This is a genomic window from Chengkuizengella sediminis (genome assembly GCF_010078385.1).
GTDB lineage: Bacteria > Bacillota > Bacilli > Paenibacillales > KCTC-33759 > Chengkuizengella > Chengkuizengella sediminis.
In genome coordinates this window covers 92,032-117,202 of record NZ_SIJC01000010.1, presented here as the reverse complement: position 1 = coordinate 117,202, position 25,171 = coordinate 92,032, and the positions used below count along the sequence as shown (strand labels likewise).

Below are 25,171 nucleotides of genomic sequence, written 5' to 3'. Positions count from 1 at the left end.
AATAAGATGAAATTATATAAAAGGAAGTGATCACAATGAGAGAGCCTATTATTGCTGGAAACTGGAAAATGTTTAAAACAGTAAGTGAAGCAGAAGCTTTTATCAACGAAGTAAAAGGTAATGCAGAGATTGAAGGGGTGGAAAGCGTCATTTGTGCTCCTTTTACAAACCTTCCTGCTTTAGTAGAAGCTGTGAAAGGTACGAAAATAAAAATAGGTGCACAAAACTTACATTGGGAAGAGAATGGTGCTTTTACGGGTGAAATCAGTGGAGCCATGTTACAAGATTTAGGTGTGAATTACGTTATCATTGGACACTCTGAAAGAAGAGCTTATTTTGCAGAAACAGATGAAACAGTGAATAAAAAAGTACATGCGGCATTTAAATATCATCTTACTCCAATTGTATGTGTAGGTGAAAAATTAGAGGAAAGAGAAGCAGGTCAAACGAAAGAGGTTTGTAAGCTGCAAGTAAACGAAGCTTTCAAAGGACTTTCCAAAGAGCAAGCAGCTCAAGTAGTGGTTGCTTATGAACCGATTTGGGCTATTGGAACAGGCAAATCCTCAACAGCGGAAGATGCGAACGAAGTGATTACCTATATTAGAGAACAACTTATAGCTTTATTTGATGTTGAAACTGCCAATCAAGTGCGTATTCAATATGGTGGAAGTGTAAAACCAAATAACGTTCGTGAATATATGAATCAATTAAGTATTGATGGAGCACTTGTAGGTGGAGCGAGTTTAGACCCTGCTTCCTTCACTCAATTAGTTGAGGGGGCAAAGTAATATGTCTGCACCTAAACCTGTTGCACTAATTATTTTGGATGGATTTGGACTTCGAAATGAAACAGTAGGTAACGCGGTAGCTCAAGCAAACAAGCCGAATTATGATCGCTACTTAGTAACATATCCAAATACTACACTAACAGCTGCTGGAGAAGCGGTTGGGCTTCCTGAAGGTCAGATGGGAAATTCAGAAGTTGGACATTTGAATATTGGAGCAGGTAGAACTGTCTATCAGGATCTTACACGTATTACAAAATCTATAAAAACAGGCGAATTTTTTGAAAACGAAACATTGTTAAAAGCTGTTCGACATGCAAAAGACAACAATCGAAAATTGCATTTGTATGCTCTTCTCTCAGATGGCGGAGTTCATTCACACCAAAATCATCTATACGCGATGTTGAAGATGGCAAAAAAAGAAGGTCTGGACGATGTATATATACATGCCTTTTTAGATGGTCGTGATGTAGCTCCGGATAGTGCGAAAGCCTACATGGAGGAATTGCTAAAGAAAATAAGTGAAATTGGTGTAGGGAAAATTGCAACGGTTCAAGGGCGTTATTATGCAATGGATCGTGATAAACGCTGGGACAGGGTAGAGAAGTCATATTGTGCCATGGTATATGGTGAAGGGCCAAAATATCATGATCCGATCAAAGCGATTGCAGAATCTTACGAACAATCCGTATACGATGAATTTGTATTGCCAACAGTCATTGTTGATCGTGACAATAATCCACGTGGACTCGTGGAAACGAATGATGCCGTTGTCTTTTTAAATTTTAGACCAGATCGTGCCATTCAATTATCTCAAGTATTTACAAATAAAGATTTCCGTGGATTTGACCGAGGGGAGCATTTTCCGGAAAATATTTATTATGTAAGTTTAACATTGTTTAGTGAAACCGTTGGCGGTTATGTTGCGTATAAACCGAAGGATTTGGATAATACGTTAGGAGAAGTTTTGGCCCAAAATAATAAGAAACAATTAAGAGCAGCTGAAACAGAAAAATATCCTCATGTTACGTTTTTCTTTAGTGGGGGTCGTGATGTTGAACTTCCTGGTGAAACGCGCTTGTTAATTAACTCACCAAAGGTAGCAACCTATGATTTACAACCTGAGATGAGTGCATATGAGTTGGCGGATGCAGTGGTGAAAGAAGTGGAATCTGATCAATTTGATGCCATTATATTAAATTTTGCGAATCCAGATATGGTTGGGCATTCGGGAAAATTAGAACCTACAATTAAGGCTGTTGAAGCTACGGATGAATGTTTGGGTAAAGTCGTTGAAGCAATCCTTGCAAAAGGTGGAGCTGCAGTCATTACAGCAGATCATGGTAATGCGGATGTTATTACTGATGAGAATGGACGCCCTCATACAGCACACACAACCAACCCAGTACCATTGATCGTAACAGATAAAAGTGTATCATTAAGAGAAGGTGGGATATTGGCAGATATTGCACCAACCCTACTAGAACTATTACAATTAAAACAACCTGAAGAAATGACAGGTACATCAATTATTAAAAAATAAGGAGTGTTTTTTGAAATGACTATAATTTCTGATCTTTACGCTCGTGAAGTACTAGATTCAAGAGGAAACCCAACTGTAGAAGTAGAAGTGTATTTAGAATCTGGAGCGCTTGGAACAGCAATCGTACCTTCAGGTGCATCCACAGGGGCTTATGAAGCAGTTGAGCTTCGTGATGGAGATAATAGCCGTTATTTAGGTAAAGGCGTTATTAAAGCGGTAGATAATGTAAATGAACTTATCGCACCAGAATTAATTGGATGGGATGCTTTAGATCAAGTGGGTATTGATCAAAAAATGATCGCACTTGATGGTACACCGAACAAAGCAAAACTTGGAGCGAATGCTATTCTTGCAGTTTCAATGGCAGTAGCTCGTGCTTGTGCTCAAGCATTAGATCTTCCTTTATATGCATACTTAGGTGGTTTCAATGCCAAAACCTTACCCGTTCCAATGATGAACATCGTTAATGGTGGGGAACACGCGGATAATAATGTAGATATTCAAGAATTTATGGTGCTTCCAGTGGGTGCTCCTAGCTTTAAAGAAGCATTACGTACAGGTGCGGAGATTTTCCATGCACTGAAAAAAGTACTAAAAGATAAAGGTTTAAATACTGCTGTAGGTGATGAAGGCGGTTTTGCTCCAAACCTTGGATCTAATGAAGAAGCAATTACAACGATCATTTCTGCAATAGAAGCTGCAGGGTATAAACCAGGTGAAGATGTAATGTTAGGAATGGACATCGCTTCTACTGAATTTTATAGAGACGGTAAATATGAATTATCAGGAGAAGGTAAATCCTTTACTTCAGAAGAATTTGTAGATTACTTAGCTGGTTTAGTTGAAAAGTATCCTATTATCTCCATTGAAGATGGATTAGCTGAAGATGATTGGGACGGATGGAAGTTACTTACTGAAAAAATCGGAAATAAAGTACAGCTTGTTGGGGATGACTTATTTGTAACAAATACAGAACGTCTTTCAACAGGGATTGAAAAAGGAATAGGAAACTCTATTCTAGTTAAAGTGAATCAGATTGGAACTTTAACTGAAACTTTTGATGCTATTGAAATGGCTAAACGTGCTGGTTATACAGCTGTTATTTCACACCGTTCTGGTGAAAGTGAAGATACTACGATTGCTGACATCGCAGTAGCAACAAATGCGGGTCAGATAAAAACAGGTGCTCCATCACGTACGGATCGTGTTGCAAAATACAACCAATTACTTCGCATTGAAGACGAATTGGCAAACATCGCTATTTATGGTGGAAAAGAAGCATTTTATAACTTAAAATAATTTACTTTTAAAGTTTACTACACCCCTCTTTCAAAGGTTGTTATAACCTCATAAGAGGGGTGTTTTGTTTTATCTCGTATCAACACTCCGTAAGAATACCTATTCCATTGAAAGAATGAAAATAAAAAACTCGAAAAAATCATCTTTTAACTCATCTATCCCATATATAAACTGTCGTGTCCATGCCAAAATAACATACAATTATAACTATTATGGCAATATGATTGTTGTTTGATCATCGTTATAATTTGAATATATAACATAAATATTTTTTCATTTCCATAGGAGGGTTTATTATGTCGATTCCAGTAGGTTTGCAATTATATACACTTCGAGAAGAAACGGAAAAGGATTTTGTAGGTACGTTAAAAGCAGTGGCGGATATGGGATATCAGGCAGTTGAATTTGCAGGTTATGGTGGTATAGAAGCCAAAGAAATGAAAAAAGTATTAAATGATCTAGGACTTAGCGCACCGTCCAGTCATGTGCCCATCGAATTACTTCTTACTCAGTTAGAAGAACAAATACAATACAGTGTGGAGATTGAAGCAAAGTATATTGTTTGTCCATATTTAGATGCAGGAACATATCTGCGTGGTGAGCAAAATTTAAAAAATACACTGATCAACTTTCAAAAGATTGCATTGAAGTGCAAAGAAAATGGACTTCAATTTGCTTACCATAATCATGATTTTGAATTTGAAAAATCGGTTGATGGTAAGTACATTTTAGACCATATTTACCAGTCAGTTGAAGCTGATTTATTAGTGGCTGAATTAGATTTATTTTGGGTGAAAAAAGCGGGACTAGATCCAATTCAATATCTATCTTCTCTCAAAAATCGTTGCCCAATTATTCATGTAAAAGACATGACAAATGATAATCGAAAAACATTTGCAGAAGTAGGACATGGTATTATCGATTATCCTTCCATATTTGAAATGGCTGAACAAATGGGAATTAAGTATTATATTGTTGAGCAAGATGTCTGCGAACGTTCTCCTCTTGAAAGCGTTAAAATGAGCATTGATTATTTAAAATCCATCGGTATTGCTTAAGGGTTGTTCGTATGATATAATATGTGCATTGATTTCTGTGCTTTTAGGAGGAACATTATGGGAACATTTCTAACAATTTTACTGGTAATCTTTTCTGTGGGATTAATTACAGTCGTGCTTTTACAAAAAGGGAAGAGTGCAGGGTTATCCGGTGCAATCAGCGGTGGTGCTGAACAATTATTCGGTAAACAAAAAGCTAGAGGATTAGATTTATTACTACAGCGTTTAACATTAGCATTAGCTGTTGGTTTTATTGTTTTAGCTCTAGTTGTATCATACATTTTCCCACCACTTTAATAATGAATAGGAAAACAATTTAAATTAAACAGCAGGTGAGTATCCTGCTGTTTTCTTTTTGTTTAATATTTGTGCATGATGTTTAATTGTGTTTTTACCCGAGAATACTAATAAATGATACAGAAAGTGAATTTATAGAGGTGAATTTATGGTAACGGAAGAACAGTTACTTAGCTTTATGCGCGAAGACGCATACAAGCCGATGAGTTATAAAGAATTAGAACAGCATTTTCAGGTTGAAGGTGCTGAACAATTTCGAAGTTTTTTGAAATTGTTAAATGAGTTAGAAACGAACGGTATGATCATACGAACAAGAACAGATCGATATGGTGTACCAGAAAGAATGGATTTGATTAGAGGAAAAATACAAGCACATGCGAAAGGTTTTGCTTTTCTGCTTCCTGATGATAAGGATCAAACGGATGTTTATATTCATGCAAATGATCTTATGAGTGCGATGAACGGTGATGTTGTTTTTGTTCGAGTGAACAGCAGAGGTCCATCTGGTGGAAAATTAGAAGGAGAAGTTGTTCGAATTATTGAACGTTCTATTACTCAGGTTGTAGGAGTATTTCAAAAAAATGGGGCGTTTGGATTTATTCTTCCTGATGACAAAAGGATTAATAAAGATGTTTTTGTTCCAAAAGAGAGCTTTTTAGGAGCAGTAGATGGACAAAAAGTAGTTGCTGAAATTGTAAAATATCCAGAAGGTAGAGCATCAGCAGAAGGTAAAATCATTGAAATTCTTGGACATAAAGATGATCCTGGTGTGGATATTTTATCTATCATACGTAAATATAATTTACCAGAAATGTTTTCAGATGAAGTCATGGATGAAGCGGAAGCAGCACCTGATGCGATAACAGAAGAAGAAATTCAAGCTCAAGGTAGAAGAGATTTAAGGGATAAAACCATCGTTACAATTGATGGTGCAGATGCAAAAGACTTAGATGATGCTGTAAATGTTGAAAAATTAGAAAATGGTAACTACCGTTTAGGTGTACATATTGCTGATGTTGGTTATTATGTGAAAGAAAATTCTAATTTGGATCAAGAGGCGTTTAATCGAGGCTGTAGTGTGTATTTAGTTGATCGGGTCATTCCGATGTTGCCACATCGTTTATCGAATGGGATCTGTAGTTTGAATCCACAAGTCGATCGATTAACGATGTCCTGTGAAATGGAATTTGATGCAGGTGGGAAGTTGATTAGTCACGATATTTTTACGAGTGTGATTAATACAACAGAAAGAATGACTTATACAGATGTAAGAAAGATTCTAGAAGATGAGGATTCCGATTTAATTAATAAATATAGTCATCTTGTAGACACTTTTAAACAGATGAAAGAGCTAGCAATGATCTTAAGAAAAAAACGTATGAATCGTGGTGCAATTGATTTTGATTTTCAAGAGTCTAAAATTATTGTAGATGACAATGGTGTACCAGTAGATATTGTAAAAAGAGAAAGATCGATAGCTGAACAAATCATCGAGGAATTTATGCTGGCCGCAAATGAAACAGTAGCAGAGCATTTTTACTGGTTAAAGGTTCCTTTTTTATATCGAATTCATGAACATCCTGATGCAGAAAAACTAATGAACCTGATGACTTTTATTAATAATTTTGGTTATGTTATTCGTGGTCGAAGCAACTCCATCCATCCAAGATCTTTACAAATGATCATTGAAGAGATTAAAGGTTCAAAGGAAGAGACAGTCATCAGCACATACATGTTAAGATCTATGAAACAAGCAAAATATGATGCTGAAAGTTCAGGTCATTTTGGATTAGCAGCAGACTTTTATTCTCATTTTACTTCACCGATTCGTAGATATCCTGATCTTGTCATTCATCGTATTATGCGTGAGGTATTAACAAAGGGAACTTTGACAGATAAAAGGCATGAATACTTATCAAGTCGAATGCAGGATATTGCAGTGCAATCGTCTGAACGTGAAAGATTAGCTGTTGATGCTGAACGTGAAACGGATGACCTTAAAAAAGCAGAATATATGTTGGATAAAGTTGGAGAAGAGTTTGAGGGAATGGTCAGTAGTGTCACTAGTTTCGGCATGTTTGTAGAGCTAGATAACTCTGTTGAGGGTCTGATTCGTTTAAGTGACTTAACGGATGATTATTATCATTATCACGAGATGCAGCTTGCGCTCATTGGGGAGAGAACGGCAAAAATATACCGCATAGGGGACGAAGTTAAAGTAAGAGTTTCGCGTGTGAATATTGAGGATTATACAATTGATTTTGAACTTGTAGACATGAAACCAAGAAAAAGTAAAGTGAGTTTGTTGGACGATAAAAAAGGAGATAAAAAACAAAACTACATTAAAGCTAAGAAAAAAAAGAAAGAGAAAAAAAGACCTAAGTTATAAAGTTGATTTCAATAGGGGTTACTGATAAAATTGATTTCTAACACTGTAAGTTTATAAATAAGTAAAAGAGCCACTCGTGACTTCAGTCATGAGCGGCTTTGGATAAGATATGTCTTGCTATTTTAACCGCAAATTTCGGGGATAGTTGAAGGAAGAAGTTTAAATAGTAGCACTCTTGGGAGGAGTGAAAAAATGAGCAAAAAAAACACAGATAAACCATTAGCTCAAAACAAAAAAGCATCCCATGATTATTTTATTGAAGATACATTTGAAGCAGGTCTTGTTTTAACAGGAACTGAAATCAAGTCAATTCGTGGGGGAAAAACAAACTTATCTGACAGCTTTGCTACGATTCGTAATGGAGAAGCGTTTATTCATAATATGCATGTAAGTCCTTTTGAACAAGGTAATCGAAATAATCCTGAGGATCCTACTCGACCTCGAAAATTATTACTCAAAAGAAAGCAAATTGATACGTTATATGGTGCGTCTAAACAACAGGGATATGCATTAGTTCCATTAAAAATTTATATTAAAAATGGTTTTGCAAAGTTATTGCTTGGTTTAGGTAAAGGTAAAAAGCAATTTGATAAAAGGGAAACAGCAAAGAAAAAAGATGCCCAGCGAGATATTCAAAGAGCACTTCGAGAAAAACAAAAAGTGGCAAGATAGTTCCCAATCTAGACCTTCGTTTCCAGCAATTAATTTAGATAAAAGAGAATCGATGTGTTATACTATATGTACAGCAACAAACAAACACTTTGAGTAACATTGAAGTGTTACCTTTAAGAAATAGCTTCTCATGGAAGCTTTTTTCTATCCTGGGGGCGTTTATGGATTCGACGGGGATAGTTTGAGCATGAGTAGCGGGTAGTGGGGACGCGTCCACTTCATCAACGCTAAAGCCTATTTAAACGGCAAACAAAACAACAACTTAGCTTTAGCTGCTTAATAACCAGCGAGCTAGCTCTAACCTTCCATCGCCCATGTGGCAGGCTTAGGGCTCAACTTTAGTGGGCTACGCCGTTTGATCTCCGTCTGAGGTCAGCGGAAGAAGATAATCAGACTAGTTTAAACAGTAGCGGGTTACTTGGCGGCTGTTTAAGCGAAACTTTCTCAAGTAACTACACCCGTAGAAGCTTGTGTGGCGATATTTTCGGACAGGGGTTCGACTCCCCTCGCCTCCACCATGGAAACCCAGACTGCATGAAGTCTGGGTTTTCTTATGTCCATTTTTGTTGTAAAATGTAATAGCTTGTAATTTTTCGTTCAGACATAAGAAGGGATTGAATCCGGATTGGTTTTTTCAAGTTTAACATTTCTTTATTTATTTTTACCGTTATTACTTTTGTCATATTACGCTTTTAAATCCCCTTTATATCGAAATTGGATATTGATTATATCCTCTTTTATGTTTTATGCATGGGGTGAGCCAGTTTGGGTCATTTTATTATTAAGCTGTGCTATTGTTGGTTATTACTTCGGTATTTTGATCAATAAAAATAAAGATCATGTGAGAAGAAAGAAATGGATTTTAACCATTGGTATCATTATCAATTTAAGTGTGTTAGTATTTTTTAAATACATTGACTTTTTAATCCAAAATTTTAATCTTTTATTACATGCAGATGTCCCTTATTCAGGGATCGGATTACCTATTGGGATATCATTTTTCACGTTTCAAGTTATCTCTTATCTTGTCGATGTTTACAGGGGAGATGTTCCGACCTCAACTTCAAAGGTTAACGTTCTTTTATACATTTCATTGTTCCCGCAATTAATCGCTGGTCCAATTGTACGTTATACAGATATTCAACATGAAATGCAAAATCGTTCATTTTCTCTATCAAATTTTAGTCAAGGAATTAATAGATTTGTAATAGGTTTAGGGAAGAAGGTTATCTTTGCAAATATAGCTGGCGAAACGGCTGCTCTCTTTTTGGATGGGAATGTAAGCGAAGTTTCAATACTAGGTGCTTGGTTTGGAATTTCTTTATTTGCGATTCAGATTTATTTTGACTTTTCGGGTTATTCAGATATGGCTATTGGACTAGGAAAAATGTTTGGTTTTACATATCCTGAAAACTTTAATTATCCTTATGTTTCTAAATCGGCAACAGAATTTTGGCGTAGATGGAATATGTCTCTTGGTGCCTTCTTTCGGGATTATGTTTATATTCCATTAGGAGGAAATAAAAAATTCCCTATAAGAAATTTATTTATCGTTTGGTTTTTAACGGGCTTATGGCATGGGGCTAGCTGGAATTTTATTATTTGGGGGCTATATTTCGGAACATTGATTTTCATCGAAAAGAAATTTTTACTTTCTTTATTTAGTAGATTACCAGTATGGTTTTCTCATCTTTATTTGACTGTTGCCATGTTAATAGGTTGGGTATTTTTCTACTATACTGATATGAAGCAAGGATTACTTTTTATTAAAAGTTTATTTGGATTAAATTCAAATGTATTTGTAGATGTAATCCTGAATGTCCAGTTTAATAATAATTTGATCTTTTTTATCGTAGCTATCATCGCAACCACACCAATACCAAAATGGATTTTTAACAAATTGATAAGGGTTCTTCCTGAAAAGCTGCAAACCCGAGTTTCTAATGACATCGCCGTGCCTATATTCAACTTTTTTATACTCATCATTTCTACAACATTGTTAGTTGGGAGCACGTACAATCCATTTTTATATTTTCGTTTCTAGGAAGGAGTACTTATGAGTGAAAGAGTGAATTTGAAGGTTAGTATAAATGAAGAAGCGACCTTGGATATTAGTAAGAAAAAAAGAATGAATTTAAACGTTCTTTTATTTATCGGAACTTTGACTATATTTTTTCTATTAAATTTTCTTAATACCAATGATTCTTTAATCTCAGCCAAAGAAAACAGAACTTTAGCTGAAATGCCTGTCTTAAATTGGAATAACTTAATTTCAGGGAAATATATTCAGGATTTTGAGTTATATTATTCTGATAGCTTTCCTTTTCGTGAGTCCTTTATATCATATGGTAGTGCTCTATTAGAAATGAAAGGTTTTTCAGGTGAAGACGAAGTAACGATAGTAGAGTCAAAAGGCAATTATGTAGTGGTTGGTAATAAAGCAATGTCGTTGTATTACTATACACTAGAGGCTGCAGAACAATACTCAAAAGCTTTAAATACATTTAGAGATAAAATCGGAAATGAAGTCGAGATATATTCTTTGACTGTGCCTACTGCTATAGAATATTTTCTTGATGAAAAGTATTCCGATATGGCTCCTCCACAGTCAGAATCGATTCAATTTGTAAATGATCTACTTGATGAATCTATTCATAGTATTCCTGCCTATAAAATATTGGAGGAAAATAAAAATGAATACACCTATTTTCGAACGGATCACCACTGGACAGCGCTAGGTGCATATTATGCATATACTTCCTTTATGGAGCAAATTGGAGAGAGTGCAATTCCGTTAGGACAATATTCGGAGAAAAAAGCAGGGCAATTTTTAGGTACAACTTATAATGCCACTTTAAATAAAAACTTAGCAGCAGATCCTGACACGATTTTTATCTATGAGCCTTTTATGGACTACACATTTAAAGCTTTAAAAAATGGAAAATTAACACGTGGAGAAGTGATCCAAGATAATAAAGAAGGTTATGGAAAGTTTCTTGGTGGAGATTTTCCTTCGGCTTATATTGAAACGGAGCAAGAAGGAAAACGAATTTTAATGATTAAGGATTCTTATGCGAATTCATTTATTCCCTTTTTAATTCCTCACTATGAGCAGATACACTTTATTGATATGCGTCATTATTCAGGGGATGTTTATGAATATATAACGGAACATGAAATTGATGAAATCATGTTTTTAAATAGTTCTTCTGTTACTTCTCATACAGGTTATACTCGTATTTTAGAAGAAAAGTTAAACTTAAATTAAATCGTCATAAGTTATAGAGGAAAAAGATACCGAATAGGTGTCTTTTTTGGTTTACGAGACCTGCTGTCGAGTCGATTCACACAAAGATTTTTCTTATATTCTCTAGAATAGAAGGACTTTTTTGTCAGCTATACGACTCAAGAAATTGCATTAGTACTTCATTAAATGCTTCTGGCTGCTCCATATTCACACAATGTCCTGCATCTTTTATGATATGGAGTTTTGATTCAGGGATTTGTTCATTCCAAAGTTTTGCATGGTTTAGGGTTATCTCCAAGTCTTGATCTCCATAAATTAGTCGTAAAGGATATCCTACTGATTTATCAGAATTGACTAGTATCTTCTGCATTCCTTGCATGTATTTTAAGGATTTTCTTTTAAAATGTTTACTTGATTCATAAAATCGGTCGTATGCATGTTTTTTATAAGTTGATACTTGTGCAATGTAATGTCTGAATCCTTTTCTATTAAACATGATCTTAAAAATGACTCTAAAGATTTCCTTTTGTTGTGCTTTTAAAATTTTCTCATTGTAATTATGAATACTATAACCACCAACGACTGTAACCGTTTTGGTAAGTTCAGGGTATTTACTAGCAAAACCTTGAGCGACTAAGGACCCTAAAGATACCCCTACAATATGACAAACTCCTAAATTATTTTCATTTATAATATCCTTCACATGTTGTAATGTCGTTTCTATATCATCAGATGTTTTAATAGGTTGAGATTTACCATGACCAATCATGTCCAAAGCAATCATATTATATTGATCAGACAAAGAGTGAAATTGATCTATGAATGTGGAATGATCACTAAAAGCAGGGTGTAGAAAGATTATCGTTTCCTTTTTGTTTAAATCATTTGTGTAATAATACAAATCGTATCCATTATAGTTTAAAGTTTTCTCATTCATTTTTACCCTCCTTTCATTTTTTCTAGAAGCTCCTCGTAAAACTCTAAATCAAAAGCATAATGCCTGATGGCATATTCTAAAGTTGTAAATTGAAAGTCAGCAATTTCACCATACCCGTTGGGGATTTTATAGTCTTTAGCTTTGGTTTGATACGTTTTATAACTGTGTATTTTTTCTCTTAAAACACTTGTGTACTTTTCTAATAAACGAATGCGTTTTTCCATGTTTAGAAAACCATAAAAATATAGTTTTAATAATCCATCATCTTTGGGAGTATCAATGTTTATCTCAGAGCTAAGCCAATTTATAAAATCTTCTTTTCCTTTTTCAGTTAGCTGATATACTTTTTTTGCCCTCCCATTATCAATAGATTCTGTGTACGTTATTGCCTCTTCCTTTAAAAGTTTTTTAATCGCATTTTGAATGCTGCCATAACTGGCGGCATAAAAAGGTGAAACTTCTCTTTCGAGCACATTTTTTATATCGTAAACTGTCATCTTTCTCAGCATTAATAATCCTAATATTACATAAATCATGGTATACCACCCTTTTAGATATATATCTAAAAGTAATATATGTTGGAATGTAAATCAATATTACTAATTGATCCCTAATGTACAATATGTTTATTTTGGTGATGAAAACATGGAGCTCGATTAATTGAAAGTGATGAGGGGAAATTGTTGTGGATTGATTGTACAAAGATCCAAAATCATAATGTTACAGCTACGACAAAAGAAGACCTAAATAGGACCGTTATTCCTCTATTTCGGTCCTATTCCTTGTTCTTTATAAAGAAATAAATTCAACCTCTATAAATTATAGACAGCATTACTAACACAGCTAATTTAAAATCAAACTCTTCAAGCTAGTGGCTCAAATACGAATCAGCATAAACTATATTTTTTTCATCGCTATGACAGCGTTATGTCCACCAAAACCAAAACCGTTAGATAGAGCCACATTAATGTTCGTTTCAACTGCTTCATTTGGAACACAATTCAGGTCACATTCAGGATCTGGATTTTCATAGTTTATTGTTGCAGGTGCAATGTTTTCAGAGATGCTTTTCAGTGTGATAATCGCTTCCACTCCACCTGCTGCACCAAACATATGACCTGTCATTGATTTCGTAGCACTCACTTTTAAGTTATATGCGTGATCGTTAAAGACAGACTTGATCGCTTTTGTTTCTGATTTATCGCCTTCAGGCGTGCTTGTAGCATGAGCGTTAATATAATCCACATCTTCTGGGTGGATTTCTCCCATGTCCATAGCGATTTTCATGGCGTTAGCTGCACCTTGATAATTTGGTGTCGTAATGTGATAAGCATCTGTAGTTGCTCCATAACCAACAATTTCGCCTAAAATTTTGGCTCCTCGTTTTTTTGCATGTTCATATTCTTCAAGAAATAATGCCCCTGAACCTTCGGACATTACAAAGCCATCACGTGTTGCATCAAATGGACGACTCGCTGTTGTTGGGGTTTCATTTTGAGTAGACATGGCTTTCATTCTTGAAAACCCTGCAAAAGCTAAAGGATTAATCGTAGCTTCAGCCCCACCTGCTAAAATCGCATCTGAATAACCATTTTGGATGTTTAGAAAAGCTTCTCCTATCGCTTGATTCCCAGTTGCACAAGCGGAAACAGGAGAAAAACTTGGTCCACAAAATCCTGTTTTAATAGATATGATTCCAGTAGCCATATTACTGATCATCATGGGAATCATAAACGGAGAGACTCTTCGAGGTCCTCTATCTAACATGGCATTGTGATTATCTAATAAGGTATTCATCCCTCCAATACCAGACCCCATATAAACTCCGATTCGTTGTTTATTTACTTGCTCCATATCAAGATTTGCTTGATCAAGTGCTTGTTTTGTTGCTGCATAAGCATACTGAACAAATAAATCATATTTTTGTAGTTCTTTTGGATCGAAATATTCTTCTGGAGTGAAACCCTTAACTAACCCACCTATTTGGGTACTGATACCTTTATACTCTTCCGGGTTAAATTTGTTGATCCCTGATTTTCCTTGTTTAATGTTTTCCCAGAATGTATCTATATTATTCCCTAGAGGTGAGACGATACCAGTACCTGTAACTACAACTCTACGTTTCATATTTTCTCCTACTTTCCTTTAAAATGATTAATCTTAAATAGTTCTTAGAAAGCTCATACTAATTACATTCACTATAGCTTTCCGATTTATTCAATTTATATTACGTATAGTCTTTTGGATGTAGTAATCATTTAGATGCTCCATGTATTATTATAACACTTAGTATTAGAACTTGGTACTAAATTGTTTCCTATTCATTATATTTCATTTTTAAAACCATGAAGACCGACTAAGTTCTGGCCACTTCCATGTGGCAACATCGGCATCAGCACCTCCTGAGCTGACAACTACCCCTCTGTCTTCACCTAAAGGTTTGCCAATCAGCGAGTTTTCTTTACACTTTAAAGAATTTATAAAATATTTCAAATGAAAAAAGTATAAGTGCAACTACCCTTCTGCCTTCACCTAAAGGTTTGCCAATCAGCGAGTTTTCTTTATAACTTAAGAATTTATAAGTTTTCCAAATTCTAAGTTTCAACAAAAGCTACCACTAAATGAAGTATTCGACTACTTCTCCGAGAAGCTTCGATAGGAGCTTTTGTTCCAAAATGTAACCAATTTGTAACTCTTTGTCACCCTTTATAAAAAGGAACAAGTTAAGATAAGTCATGTAAACAAATCATATAAAACAGGAGTGAACATAAATGAAAAAAACAGCTATTTTATTAACATTATCAGGTACTTTACTGTTTGGGGGAATTCAATTTTCCCTGGCAAATTCATCGATTTCATCTCAGCCAATAGCAATGGAGTTAGCTCTTTTTGATTTGCAACAATCATCTGAAGCAACCGTTGAATCAAAGGAGTATACTTCCCAGAATGAATATGTAGTAGTTGAAGGTGAATTACCCGTTGTCAAAGGATTAAAGGATGAAATATTTCAAAAAAAAGTGAACGAACAAATTAAACAATTTGTAGAACAAAAAAAAGCCGAAGTAGAGAAACAGTCAAAACTGTTTAATGATGAACAAAAAGAGTTAGGTGATGATGCGATATCAGGTCCCCATGATTCACCAACAGGTCCATATAGTTTATTTATTAATTATGAGGTGAAAATTTCTGGGAACATGGTTTCAATTGTATTTAAAACTTACACGATGGGATATATTGCAGCCAATGGAATCAATGAAGTAGATTCCATCAATATCATTGATGATACAAAGGGACACATTGTAGAATTGGAACATTTCGTAACAGATAAAGAAAAATTAAATCAACTGATTCAAAAAGAAATTGAGAGTAATGATCAATTATTTAAGGATTCTTTTGAGTCTGTAAGAGAAGATCAAGGTTATTATGTAGAAAATGATCAACTAAATGTAGTATTTAATGAATATGAAATTGCAGCAGGTTATGTAGGTACACCTACGATCACAATTCCTTTAGATCAATTGGAAATAGCTAAAGATTATGAGAAATCACAAATCTCTGTTGAATCTAAAACACTTTCTATCGAGGAAGACTTGGTTGTTATATCTGGAGAGCTTCCAGTATTGAAGGGTATTACAAATAAAGAGCTTCAAAAATCAGTGGAAGCGCAAATCGATGAGATTTATCAAATTGCAAAAGATGAAATTGAAAAAGAAGTTAGTGAACTTATAGCAACTAACATCGATACAAAAGGGAATAAACTTGCACTTCATATGTCTTATGATGTTAAGGAGAATCAAGATGAATTGTTGTCTGTCATCATTACAACATCAAAATACACAATAGCAGGAAGCGGTATGCAAACAGTTCAGTCTATTAATTTAAAAAATGATGCCCAAGGTCAACAATTTCAAATTAGTGATATTGTGAATGATCAAGAACAATTAATAAAGTTAATTCAAGCAGAAATAGATCAAGATACAGATAAGTATTTTCAACAAGAGTTAACTTCTTTAAGAGAGGACTTAGCTTTTTATACTGAAAGTGAGCAGCTTGTTCTCATTTTTAATGAATATGAAATTGCAGCAGGATATGTGGGTACACCTGTAATAAAAATACCTTTAAGCAAGCTATCTACTGTATCCGAGCAGAATAACGATGATTCTATTCAGAATGAAAAAAATAAAGTTTCCTATTATACAAAAACGGTAAATGAGGCTCCGATAACCATGCTTTCATTAAGGGATTTAGGCAAACATTTTGACTACAAAGTAATATGGGAACCACAAACGAAATCTGTAATATTATTCAAAGATATGACTCAAATCTCTGTTAAGGAAGGAGATAGGGAAGTTTTTATCGATGATGACAAATCAGAGGTATTGGAATTGGAGTCAGCATCTTATAAAAATCGAGTTTATGTACCGATTTCATTCACTGAAATAGTATTGGGAGAAACCATTACATTAGACGAGAAAAATGAAATAAAATTTGAGAATTAATGTTAAAACATTATGAAAGAAGAGAGCAGTGAATGAATCCACTGCTCTTTTTTATATAGAAAAGTATAACTTTCAACTAAAGGATCAAAGTATCCTTGTACATTAAAAAGACCAATAGGTTTCTGATGTATGCCAATTTGGGACCAGCTTACAACCTCGAATAATTCCTCAAAAGTACCGAGTCCACCAGGTATTGCGATATATGTATCCGACAATTCCCCCATTTTTCCTTTTCGTTCAGTTTATTCAATACCCATTAAAATTTCAAGAAGGTATAATAATAAATAACTGAAAGTTTGGAACTTCATACTATGAATAGAGTATACACTATCATGATCAATGTATTGTTAGATAAGAAAAGAGATGCGAGTATTGGGGGAATATTAATGAATAAGAAAACATTCATAATAGAAGAACATAAACAAACAAGGAAAATATTAAGGGTGATTGGTCCAATCATTTTATTTGCAGGTGTTATTTCTATTGTGATAGCCATGGTGGATTTTTTTACTTTAGAAGGTTTTGAACAACCGAAATACTTTTGGTTGATGTTTGTTGGATTACCTTTAATTTTTGTAGGTTTAGTAATTTCTGGTTTAGGTTATGGTAGTGCTGTAGCTCGGTACCAATCACGAGAATATACTCCAGTGGTAAGTGATACCTTTAATCATTTAAGTAAACAGTCTTCAGATGGAATTCGAAATATTTCTAAAGCCATTAGAGAAGGAGCCAGTCAAGAGACCGATTCCCAAACAAAGAGTTTACAATGTTCAAAATGTGGAATGGTTAATGAAAAAGATGCAAAGTTTTGTAAAAATTGTGCTCAATCATTGCAATTAACTTGTTTAAAATGTGGTGCGTTAAATGAAAGTAATGCGAAATTTTGTGATCAATGTGGAGAAAGAGTTTAGTTAAATCTCAATAAAGGAGAAGACTCATGAATATAATGAAAGTTGGCATAATAGGTTGTGGAAATATAAGCGGGATTTATTTGCATAACAATCAATTATTCAATATTTTTGAGATCATTGCTTGTGCAGATTTAGAGATAGAAAGAGCAAAACAGCAGGCTAAGAAATATAATATCCCATATGCTTGTACAGTTGCAGAATTGTTAGCGATGGAAGAAATTCAATTGGTAATCAATTTAACGGTACCACTTGCACATGCAGAGGTATGTCTAAGTGTTTTAGAGGCAGGTAAACATATATATGTAGAGAAACCATTGGCAGTTACAAGAGAAGATGGATTAAAAATATTACATAAAGCAAAGGAAAAAGGATTATTGGTTGGTGGAGCGCCAGATACATTTTTAGGTGGTGGCATTCAAACTTGTCGAAAGCTAATCGATGATGGATTAATTGGTGAACCTGTTGCTGGAACAGCAAGTATCATGAGTCATGGTCCAGAGGGGTGGCACCCAGACCCTACATTTTTTTACCAAATAGGTGGTGGACCGATGTTTGATATGGGACCCTATTATTTAAGTACATTAATCCATTTACTAGGACCGATCCATCGAGTAAGTGGTTCAACATCCATGGCATTAAAAGAACGATTGGTCACTAGTGAGACTAACTATGGGAAAAAGATAAAAGTGAATATACCAACTCATATTTCTGGTGTGCTTGATTTTGAAAATGGAGCGGTTGTATCATTAACTACCAGTTTTGACGTATGGCATCATCACGTTCCTAACATAGAAATTTATGGAACAGCAGGCTCATTAGTAGTTCCAGACCCTAATACATTTGATGGTCCAGTGTATGTTCGAAGAAAAGAGGATAGTGAATGGTTGAAGATTCCGTTAACTCATGGGTTTATTGAAAATAGCCGAGGGATTGGAGTAGCAGACATGGCAAATGGTATATTAAATAATACTTCCTATCGTGCAAATGGGGATGTCATGTACCATGTGCTTGAAGTTATGCATGGATTTCATGATGCCTCGCAAAGTGGGCAGTACTATGAATTGCAAAGCACCTGTGAACAACCAAAACCTTTACCATGTGGGATCAATCAACATAACTTTGGAGAAATGATGAAATGATTTTGTTATATAAAATTAGAAGCACATCAACGATAAGGGTTAATGTGCTCTTTACATTTTCTTTTATTATAGGATGTGATTTTCGCTTGGTTATCCGTAATTTTTATTCATTAGTACCGACTGGATTATCGTTATAAGTAATCCAATCACTCCAGCTGCCTAAGTATAGCTTTACATTTTCAAAACCCGCTTCTTTTAAAGCAAGGACATTTGGACAAGCGGTAACACCTGAGCCACAATAAACGATCACTTCTTTTTGTTTATCGATCTGGCTGAATCGGTTTTGCTGTTCATTTATACTTTTCCAAGTTCCTTCATCATTTAATCCGTTTTTCCAAAAAGCGTTTATTGCGGATGGGATGTGTCCCCCAATGATGTCGATAGGCTCTTCTATTCCATCGTAACGAATTTGTTCTCTTGAGTCGATAATGGTGGAGTTTTTATCTCCAATACGCTCCTTCACTTCTTGCATGGATGCAAGAAGGTCATTTTGTATGTCACGAATAAATGGTTTTTTTTGTATCATAGGTATTTCTGATGTAACAGGGTTATTTTTTTCTTTCCATAAAGTGTATCCACCATTTAACACACTTACTTTTTTGTGACCTAGGTAAGTTAACATCCACCAAAATCGAGAGGCAAACGCACCGCCCTGATCGTCGTATGCAATGACAGTTGTATTATGATCAATGCCTGCTGTAGATAACTTCTCACAAAACTCATCGAGATTAGGTAGTGGATGTCTGCCACCATGTTCCTTCACTTTTCCAGACATATCCTGATTCAAATCAAAGTATAATGCCCCAGGGATATGATCGCCTAAATAACTAAGAAGTCCTGCAGTAGGATTTCCTAATTCAAATCTGCAATCAATCACACGTACATTAGAAAGATTATCTTTTAACCAATTTGCTTCTACAATATGATTCAAGCTCTCTCCTCCTTTCAACATTTTCTAAATCGTTACAGATTTACAAACGATATATATGTATTCTTTATTTGATTGTAACATACCTTTTTATTGTCTAGCTGAATACTTATCTACACTTTTGTGGGCTGTTTTAATATGTGCTTAAATTAATTTAAATGTTTTTCTCAAGCTCTTTTTTAATTTGAAAAAAGTTCCTTTGGTGTTCATTTTTCATCGTTTTATAAAAAGGGTAATGTTTAATTAAATTATAACTTTCTATTTCTCTATCTTCTAACACCGCTTTTCTAGTTTCTTGTACGTATGTGCTTGATGTTTCAATACGGCGATTCATTTCAGAGATATCCATTGTAGTATGTCCATGCCCAGGAATTAAACAAGTCACATTATGTTTTTTGATCAATTCTTTTGCCTTTTTCATCGTTTGTTCATAGGCAGTGCTATTGTCATAAATATAAGGAAATTCTACATCACTTAAATAATCACCAGAGATGAAAATACCTAGTGGTTCAATGATAGCGAACAATCCATCAAACGTATGCCCAGGTGCTTTGTAAAAAGTTATAATTGTTTCTCCAACCTGTAGTTGTTGTCCATTGTTTTTAACCACGATGTTAAGTTCAGGATACTTTATTTTAAAATCACGTTGTAGGTAATACTGACTATCAAAATCTTTAATTTTATCAATTTGATCATTTTTATCATCTCTTTGATCCATTTCGATACTTCCGATTGAAATGGCATCTGGAAATGCATTGTATCCAAGAATATGGTCATAATCTGAATGTGTAAAAAACAAATAAATGGGTCTATCTTTTTGGATGGAGTACACATAACTTCTAATCTCTTCTACTTCATGTGGTAACCATGTTGGGTCAACAACAAATAGTAGATCTTTTGTCTGAATCACTGTGGAAGTTGTACAATACAAGCTGCTTTGAAAAACGGTGATATGTTCTGTTTTAAATTGAATCATATGATTGCCCTCCCTGATCTCCTCTAACGTTCATTTGCACTTAGTATATCAAAACAAAAAGAAAGATGTTAAATGTAACAAATTTCTTCAGAAACTATTACATTTGATATATGATAGGGAAGATAAGAAGTGAAGATTAGTATTAAGCTTCGTTTGTGGGAGTGTATAAGGAGAAGTCATTCTAATGAAAAAAATGGAGCGGTTAGTTGGCATTATATATGCTTTAAAAGAACATAAAAAACTGACAGCTGGAGAAATCGCAGAAAAGTTTGAAGTCAGTGAAAGAACAATCTATAGAGACATTGAAGCGTTAAGTCAGTTAAATATACCGATCATTGCACTAGAAGGATTTGGTGGCGGTTATGAATTAGATGATAACTATTTTGTACCTAGCGTTGCTTTTAGTGAAAATGAAATTTTATATTTGTTATTGAGTTTAAGATTAGGTGAAATCATCAAAGTTCCAAATATGCGAGAAGATTACGAATCATTAAAATATAAACTTTTAAATATATTAGATGACGACAAGAAGGAGAAATACCTTCAGTTATTAAATCGGATTACTTTTTTTATAAATAAAATTGCCCCAGAATCGTATAGAGGGGATATGATGCAACCAATTATAGAGAGCTTTTTTGAATACAAGAATTTAAAAATCAAATACTATACACCTAAAAAAGATGAAATCATGGAAAGAGAAATTACGCCATATCTTTTATTTTTTGATGAAGGTGGTTGGTATCTTGATGGTTATTGTCATGTTAGAAAAGAGGAGCGGTGTTTTAGATTAGATAGAATCCACCAAATGGACATTACTGAAAATACATATACACCTTCTTCTATCCATGATTATTTTGAAAATAAGGCTAATAATAGAGAGTATATAGACGTTAAATTAGAAATGAATAAACATTTATATGAAACTGTGAAACAAGACTACATGTTCAAATATGCAATAAAAGAAGAGGGTATGGATAAAGTACGATTAAAAATTTCTACTTATTTAGAGGAAATCCTTAAACTATCTATTATTAATGCTGAAGAAGTAACGATCATAGAACCACCGGATCTTATTGACCAAATCAAACAGGAGTGTAAAAAAATATTAAATAAATATGAACAACTCTGACAGGTATATGTCAGAGTTGTTTTGTTATGATCAATTTGTGAAAAGGTTAGATATATAAAAGAAAAAGCAATAGATAAAAAGGAGATACGGAGATATGAAACAGGTAAGTCAGTTAAAAGAATTACTAATTGAAATTAAAAATAATGAATGGAAAATTCCAGAAGAGGTTGATCCTTATCAGTTATCTTTAAAAATGATGGAAAATATCGGTTCAACTGATCTAGAGTTGAGGGATCACCTTATTTATTCAGGTCTTTGGACAATGATTAGTAAGAAAATCATAACTGAAGATCAAATGAAAGAAATATTAGCGTTATCTTTAAGCGAAAAACATTTGTTTTATAATGTTGGAGTAAAAGAGGATGATTCTGTTTTTAATCGAGCGTTTTCGATTTTAATCGTTGCAGCAGTGATTTGGTTTCATAACCAAAATGGAGAAAAACTGTTGGCAGAAGAAGAGGTACTTAAAGTTCATAGAGATGTTGTTCGTTATACAAAATCAGAGCAAGATATTCGAGGATATGTAGAACAGAAGGGTTGGGCTCACTCTACAGCACATGCTGCAGATGCATTAGATGAACTAGCTATATGCAGTTCATTGAAACAATCCGAATTGATGGAAATTTTGGAAGTCATCAAGGAGAAAGTGTCTATCAACGATTACACCTATATTAATGAAGAGGATGAACGGTTGGTAACAGCGGTTATAAACATTGTGAAAAGAAATATCCTTAGTGAAGGTGAACTTGTTATTTGGGTCAAAAGTTTTGAGAAATTTGAAAAAACAAATGTGTATCATGTCGATGATTGTATCACTTTCAATATTAAGAACTTTATGAGAAGTTTATACTTTAGACTTAAAAATCTGCAACCAAATGAAAAAATATTAAATGCTATAGAAGAAGTGCTAGAGAGTGTAAATAAATTCAAATAAAATTTAAATGTAAACAATACGATCTATGGTGAAAAACCATAGATCGTTATTCATTCAATCATACCTAACCGTCTGTATTCCCTTTTTGATGTCACGCCAGATTCAATTAAACCATAATCTTTTTGTAGTTTTTTTACTGCATTTTCAGTTTCGTCATCAAAAATGCCAGTTACTTTCCCTTTATAGTATCCATGTGACTTCAGGTTTTGTTGTAATAATAAAACTAAATTCCCAGAATTTCCTTTGGATAGTTTTTTGAACTCTCTTTTATCAATGCCGTCTATAGGACCATCAATTTCTACTTTTGTCCCAACTGGAATCATTTTATATAATTTCTCCACATCTTCGTTTCTCATTCGTATACAACCACTACTTACTGAAGTGCCAATTAACCAAGGTTTATTTGTTCCATGGATACCATATATTCCCCAAGGCACATCTAACCCAAGCCATCTCGTACCGAAGCCACCGCCCCAGTTTGTCGCTTTTTCAGCTATTTTAAACGTTCCTACAGGAGATGGATACCCACTTCGTCCAGGAGAGACGGGGAATTTTTGTACAACTTCATTTCCATGATATACTAAAAGTTCGTTTTTCCATAAATTTATGTATATCTTGATATCATCATTATTTTCCTCTGCAACAATTCCATTTAAATTTAAGTTAAGTAACAGTAAGAAAAGGATAATTAATCTTTTTATTACGCTTTTTTTAGAAGTGAATAGGTACAGAATTTCACTCTCCCCCTGGCATGAATACCCTTTTTTGCATTGCCAAAATCACTTTATCTTCAATTTACCCTATCAGATATTAAGTTATGCGTGATGAATGAAGTCAAGTGTTTCACCAATGCTTGCAATTAGATTGATCCCTGTTTTAATGTCCTCTGTTGATAAATGAGAAAACCCAAAACATGCAGTGTGTTGTTTATTTGAATGATTACCTAAACCCATACATGTTGAATCAGTCCAGAAGACTCCTTTTTCTCCACATTTTTGTTTTAAAACATCATACTTTATATCACTTAATAACCACTTCCCAAAAATATGTAATCCTGCATCCGACTCATTAAATGAAAATAAATGTGACAATTTACTTTTCAACATGTTTAAGCATGTTAGGTGTTTACTTTGATATATTCTTGTCATTTTTCTTAGATGACGTTCATAAAGACCTTGATTTATGAAAGAAGTTAGAGCGCGTTGTTCCATAATACCTGTTGCATGCGGTTCATATAATTGCTTTGAGTGATAAAATGGTTGAACAAGCTGCTTGGGCAATACGACATAACCAATTCTCAATTCAGTTTTCATCGTTTTTGAAAAAGTACCAATATATATGACACGATCTTGATGATCTAATACTTTTAAAGGTTCTATAGGTCTTCCTTTAAATCGAAATTCACTATCATAATCATCCTCAATAATCCATGCATTATTATTGTTTGCCCACTCCAGTATTTTTTGCCTTTTTGATAAATTTAATACAACACCAGTAGGATATTGGCGACTAGGTGTAACAAAAGCAAGTTTTGATTGCCAATTGTCCATTTGAAATTGGATCCCATCTTTTTCAACATCCATGGGTACAGCGATCCCTCCTGCGGCTTGGATGGCTTTGTGAATCCCTTTGTAACAAGGATTTTCAACAATCACCTGATCTTTAGGGTTGATGAGCAACTGAGAGCATAAAGCAATAGCTTGCATAGAACCATTCACGATGACAATTTCTTCTGGTGTTGATTGTATACCTCTGGTTTTTAACAAGTGAAGGGAGATCGACTTTCTTAATGAGAAGTATCCCCGAGTATGGTTCATATCCTCTATTGGTTGAATGGCTGTTTCACGTATCTGCGCATATAAACAACGATTCCAAGCCTCATAGGGGAAAGAACTAAGATCAGGTGAGCCTATTTTAAAATAAATACATTTTTTTTCATTATGAAGTGCAGATGTTAAAGGCATTGATTGATGATTAAGATTTGATAATCGTTCACCCCAATCAGAGAGTCGTATATTATATGTATGTTTTTGTTTATTCTCTTCGAGTGGTTTTCTTTCATAAATAATGAAGGTTCCTTTGCCAACTTCGGATGACAAATATCCTTCCGCCGTTAACATTTCATATACTTGATTTACAATCCCTCTTGAAATTTCATAAATCATAGCAAATTGACGGGTGGAGGGAAGTTTTGTTCCTTTTTTAAGTTTGCCAGTAATAATTTCGTCATGTATCGCATGGTAAAGTGCAGCATATTTATAACGGTATTTTTGCAAATAACTATTTAAGGGGATATGAAAATCCATGAAATCAGACCCTTCCTAAGTATTAACAATTATTCATAAGAATTTCTTTTATCAGTTCTATTTTAAAATTGGTCTATAAAAATCATTATAAATTGGAACTTTTATTTGATCAATTTTTGGAT

Annotated in this window: 21 protein-coding genes, 1 other RNA gene and 1 pseudogene; 15 read left to right on the top strand and 8 right to left on the bottom strand. The window is 34.2% G+C overall.

All coding sequences use genetic code 11. The features are described from left to right. The first annotated feature begins 35 nt into the window (after positions 1–35). The 10 genes from tpiA (at position 36) to EPK97_RS17520 (ending at position 11,311) form a co-directional block, all read left to right on the top strand. Positions 36–788: a triose-phosphate isomerase gene (tpiA, locus tag EPK97_RS17565; protein WP_162037938.1), complete on the top strand. Its 753-nt coding sequence runs from the start codon at positions 36–38 to the stop codon at positions 786–788. 1 nt (position 789) lies between these two features. Next, positions 790–2,328, top strand: coding sequence for a 2,3-bisphosphoglycerate-independent phosphoglycerate mutase (gene gpmI, locus EPK97_RS17560; protein ID WP_162037937.1), 1,539 nt, complete (start codon positions 790–792; stop codon positions 2,326–2,328). A 15-nt stretch (positions 2,329–2,343) separates the two neighbouring features. Continuing rightward, entirely contained in the window at positions 2,344–3,627 is a 1,284-nt protein-coding gene (gene eno / locus EPK97_RS17555; protein ID WP_162037936.1) for a phosphopyruvate hydratase, read from the top strand. A gap of 296 nt (positions 3,628–3,923) precedes the next feature. Beyond that, positions 3,924–4,685 carry a sugar phosphate isomerase/epimerase family protein gene (locus tag EPK97_RS17550; protein WP_162037935.1) on the top strand — a complete coding sequence of 254 codons (762 nt, stop codon included), beginning with the start codon at positions 3,924–3,926 and terminating at the stop codon, positions 4,683–4,685. Positions 4,686–4,742: 57 nt separating this feature from the next. Then, entirely contained in the window at positions 4,743–4,982 is a 240-nt protein-coding gene (gene secG / locus EPK97_RS17545; protein WP_162037934.1) for a preprotein translocase subunit SecG, read from the top strand. Between the two features lie 148 nt (positions 4,983–5,130). Continuing rightward, positions 5,131–7,371, top strand: coding sequence for a ribonuclease R (gene rnr / locus EPK97_RS17540; protein ID WP_162037933.1), 2,241 nt, complete (start codon positions 5,131–5,133; stop codon positions 7,369–7,371). 192 nt (positions 7,372–7,563) lie between these two features. Continuing rightward, positions 7,564–8,043 carry an SsrA-binding protein SmpB gene (gene smpB / locus EPK97_RS17535; protein WP_162037932.1) on the top strand — a complete coding sequence of 160 codons (480 nt, stop codon included), beginning with the start codon at positions 7,564–7,566 and terminating at the stop codon, positions 8,041–8,043. A gap of 151 nt (positions 8,044–8,194) precedes the next feature. After that, positions 8,195–8,561: a transfer-messenger RNA gene (gene ssrA / locus EPK97_RS17530) on the top strand. A gap of 221 nt (positions 8,562–8,782) precedes the next feature. Beyond that, complete coding sequence (locus EPK97_RS17525; RefSeq protein WP_240903868.1) at positions 8,783–10,087, top strand: MBOAT family O-acyltransferase; 1,305 nt, start codon at positions 8,783–8,785, stop codon at positions 10,085–10,087. Positions 10,088–10,099: 12 nt separating this feature from the next. Next, a complete protein-coding gene (locus EPK97_RS17520) occupies positions 10,100–11,311 on the top strand; it encodes a DHHW family protein (RefSeq protein ID WP_162037930.1) in 1,212 nt (403 codons plus the stop codon). Between the two features lie 124 nt (positions 11,312–11,435). Here the strand turns inward: EPK97_RS17520 and EPK97_RS17515 are convergent, their stop codons facing one another. The 3 genes from EPK97_RS17515 to fabF form a co-directional block, all read right to left on the bottom strand. Then, positions 11,436–12,227 carry an alpha/beta fold hydrolase gene (locus tag EPK97_RS17515; RefSeq protein WP_162037929.1) on the bottom strand — a complete coding sequence of 264 codons (792 nt, stop codon included), beginning with the start codon at positions 12,225–12,227 and terminating at the stop codon, positions 11,436–11,438. A 2-nt stretch (positions 12,228–12,229) separates the two neighbouring features. After that, on the bottom strand, positions 12,230–12,763 hold the full coding sequence (locus tag EPK97_RS17510; RefSeq protein ID WP_162037928.1) for a PadR family transcriptional regulator: 534 nt from the start codon (positions 12,761–12,763) through the stop codon (positions 12,230–12,232). Positions 12,764–13,124: 361 nt separating this feature from the next. Continuing rightward, complete coding sequence (fabF, locus tag EPK97_RS17505) at positions 13,125–14,354, bottom strand: beta-ketoacyl-ACP synthase II (protein ID WP_162037927.1); 1,230 nt, start codon at positions 14,352–14,354, stop codon at positions 13,125–13,127. A gap of 644 nt (positions 14,355–14,998) precedes the next feature. Here fabF and EPK97_RS17500 point away from each other — a divergent pair. Beyond that, the gene (locus EPK97_RS17500; protein ID WP_162037926.1) at positions 14,999–16,726 is read left to right on the top strand and encodes a DUF3298 domain-containing protein; all 1,728 of its coding nucleotides are present in this window, start codon (positions 14,999–15,001) and stop codon (positions 16,724–16,726) included. A 71-nt stretch (positions 16,727–16,797) separates the two neighbouring features. Here the strand turns inward: EPK97_RS17500 and EPK97_RS17495 are convergent. Continuing rightward, a pseudogene (locus EPK97_RS17495) lies at positions 16,798–16,965 on the bottom strand (LOG family protein); the annotation flags it as partial. 147 nt (positions 16,966–17,112) lie between these two features. On the opposite strand from EPK97_RS17495, the gene EPK97_RS17490 reads away from it, so the two are divergent. Further along, positions 17,113–17,637, top strand: a complete 525-nt coding sequence (locus tag EPK97_RS17490; RefSeq protein ID WP_162037924.1) for a zinc ribbon domain-containing protein — start codon at positions 17,113–17,115, stop codon at positions 17,635–17,637. Between the two features lie 26 nt (positions 17,638–17,663). Continuing rightward, positions 17,664–18,776, top strand: a complete 1,113-nt coding sequence (locus EPK97_RS17485) for a Gfo/Idh/MocA family protein (RefSeq protein WP_162037923.1) — start codon at positions 17,664–17,666, stop codon at positions 18,774–18,776. A 103-nt stretch (positions 18,777–18,879) separates the two neighbouring features. Here the strand turns inward: EPK97_RS17485 and EPK97_RS17480 are convergent, their stop codons facing one another. After that, complete coding sequence (locus EPK97_RS17480; protein WP_162037922.1) at positions 18,880–19,728, bottom strand: sulfurtransferase; 849 nt, start codon at positions 19,726–19,728, stop codon at positions 18,880–18,882. Between the two features lie 130 nt (positions 19,729–19,858). Beyond that, complete coding sequence (locus EPK97_RS17475; RefSeq protein WP_162037921.1) at positions 19,859–20,680, bottom strand: MBL fold metallo-hydrolase; 822 nt, start codon at positions 20,678–20,680, stop codon at positions 19,859–19,861. 184 nt (positions 20,681–20,864) lie between these two features. Between EPK97_RS17475 and EPK97_RS17470 the strand changes: the two genes are divergently transcribed. Both EPK97_RS17470 and EPK97_RS17465 read left to right on the top strand, forming a co-directional pair. Beyond that, complete coding sequence (locus EPK97_RS17470) at positions 20,865–21,809, top strand: helix-turn-helix transcriptional regulator (RefSeq protein ID WP_162037920.1); 945 nt, start codon at positions 20,865–20,867, stop codon at positions 21,807–21,809. Positions 21,810–21,903: 94 nt separating this feature from the next. Continuing rightward, positions 21,904–22,743 (top strand): DUF2785 domain-containing protein, encoded by an 840-nt coding sequence (locus EPK97_RS17465; protein WP_162037919.1) that lies wholly within the window; start codon positions 21,904–21,906, stop codon positions 22,741–22,743. Between the two features lie 50 nt (positions 22,744–22,793). On the opposite strand, the gene EPK97_RS17460 is transcribed toward EPK97_RS17465, so the two are convergent. Next, a complete protein-coding gene (locus EPK97_RS17460; RefSeq protein ID WP_338075731.1) occupies positions 22,794–23,351 on the bottom strand; it encodes a L,D-transpeptidase family protein in 558 nt (185 codons plus the stop codon). Positions 23,352–23,558: 207 nt separating this feature from the next. After that, entirely contained in the window at positions 23,559–25,049 is a 1,491-nt protein-coding gene (pdxR, locus tag EPK97_RS17455; protein WP_162037918.1) for a MocR-like pyridoxine biosynthesis transcription factor PdxR, read from the bottom strand. Between the last annotated feature and the right edge of the window lie 122 nt (positions 25,050–25,171).

Excerpts from the sequence above, each read along its gene's own strand:
- tpiA (WP_162037938.1), top strand. The coding sequence starts at position 36 with ATGAGAGAGCCTATTATTGCTGGAAACTGGAAAATGTTTAAAACAGTA.
- gpmI (WP_162037937.1), top strand. The coding sequence starts at position 790 with ATGTCTGCACCTAAACCTGTTGCACTAATTATTTTGGATGGATTTGGA.
- eno (WP_162037936.1), top strand. The coding sequence starts at position 2,344 with ATGACTATAATTTCTGATCTTTACGCTCGTGAAGTACTAGATTCAAGA.
- EPK97_RS17550 (WP_162037935.1), top strand. The coding sequence starts at position 3,924 with ATGTCGATTCCAGTAGGTTTGCAATTATATACACTTCGAGAAGAAACG.
- secG (WP_162037934.1), top strand. The coding sequence starts at position 4,743 with ATGGGAACATTTCTAACAATTTTACTGGTAATCTTTTCTGTGGGATTA.
- rnr (WP_162037933.1), top strand. The coding sequence starts at position 5,131 with ATGGTAACGGAAGAACAGTTACTTAGCTTTATGCGCGAAGACGCATAC.
- smpB (WP_162037932.1), top strand. The coding sequence starts at position 7,564 with ATGAGCAAAAAAAACACAGATAAACCATTAGCTCAAAACAAAAAAGCA.
- EPK97_RS17525 (WP_240903868.1), top strand. The coding sequence starts at position 8,783 with ATGTTTTATGCATGGGGTGAGCCAGTTTGGGTCATTTTATTATTAAGC.
- EPK97_RS17520 (WP_162037930.1), top strand. The coding sequence starts at position 10,100 with ATGAGTGAAAGAGTGAATTTGAAGGTTAGTATAAATGAAGAAGCGACC.
- EPK97_RS17515 (WP_162037929.1), bottom strand. The coding sequence starts at position 12,227 with ATGAATGAGAAAACTTTAAACTATAATGGATACGATTTGTATTATTAC.
- EPK97_RS17510 (WP_162037928.1), bottom strand. The coding sequence starts at position 12,763 with ATGATTTATGTAATATTAGGATTATTAATGCTGAGAAAGATGACAGTT.
- fabF (WP_162037927.1), bottom strand. The coding sequence starts at position 14,354 with ATGAAACGTAGAGTTGTAGTTACAGGTACTGGTATCGTCTCACCTCTA.
- EPK97_RS17500 (WP_162037926.1), top strand. The coding sequence starts at position 14,999 with ATGAAAAAAACAGCTATTTTATTAACATTATCAGGTACTTTACTGTTT.
- EPK97_RS17490 (WP_162037924.1), top strand. The coding sequence starts at position 17,113 with ATGAATAAGAAAACATTCATAATAGAAGAACATAAACAAACAAGGAAA.
- EPK97_RS17485 (WP_162037923.1), top strand. The coding sequence starts at position 17,664 with ATGAATATAATGAAAGTTGGCATAATAGGTTGTGGAAATATAAGCGGG.
- EPK97_RS17480 (WP_162037922.1), bottom strand. The coding sequence starts at position 19,728 with ATGTTGAAAGGAGGAGAGAGCTTGAATCATATTGTAGAAGCAAATTGG.
- EPK97_RS17475 (WP_162037921.1), bottom strand. The coding sequence starts at position 20,680 with ATGATTCAATTTAAAACAGAACATATCACCGTTTTTCAAAGCAGCTTG.
- EPK97_RS17470 (WP_162037920.1), top strand. The coding sequence starts at position 20,865 with ATGAAAAAAATGGAGCGGTTAGTTGGCATTATATATGCTTTAAAAGAA.
- EPK97_RS17465 (WP_162037919.1), top strand. The coding sequence starts at position 21,904 with ATGAAACAGGTAAGTCAGTTAAAAGAATTACTAATTGAAATTAAAAAT.
- pdxR (WP_162037918.1), bottom strand. The coding sequence starts at position 25,049 with ATGGATTTTCATATCCCCTTAAATAGTTATTTGCAAAAATACCGTTAT.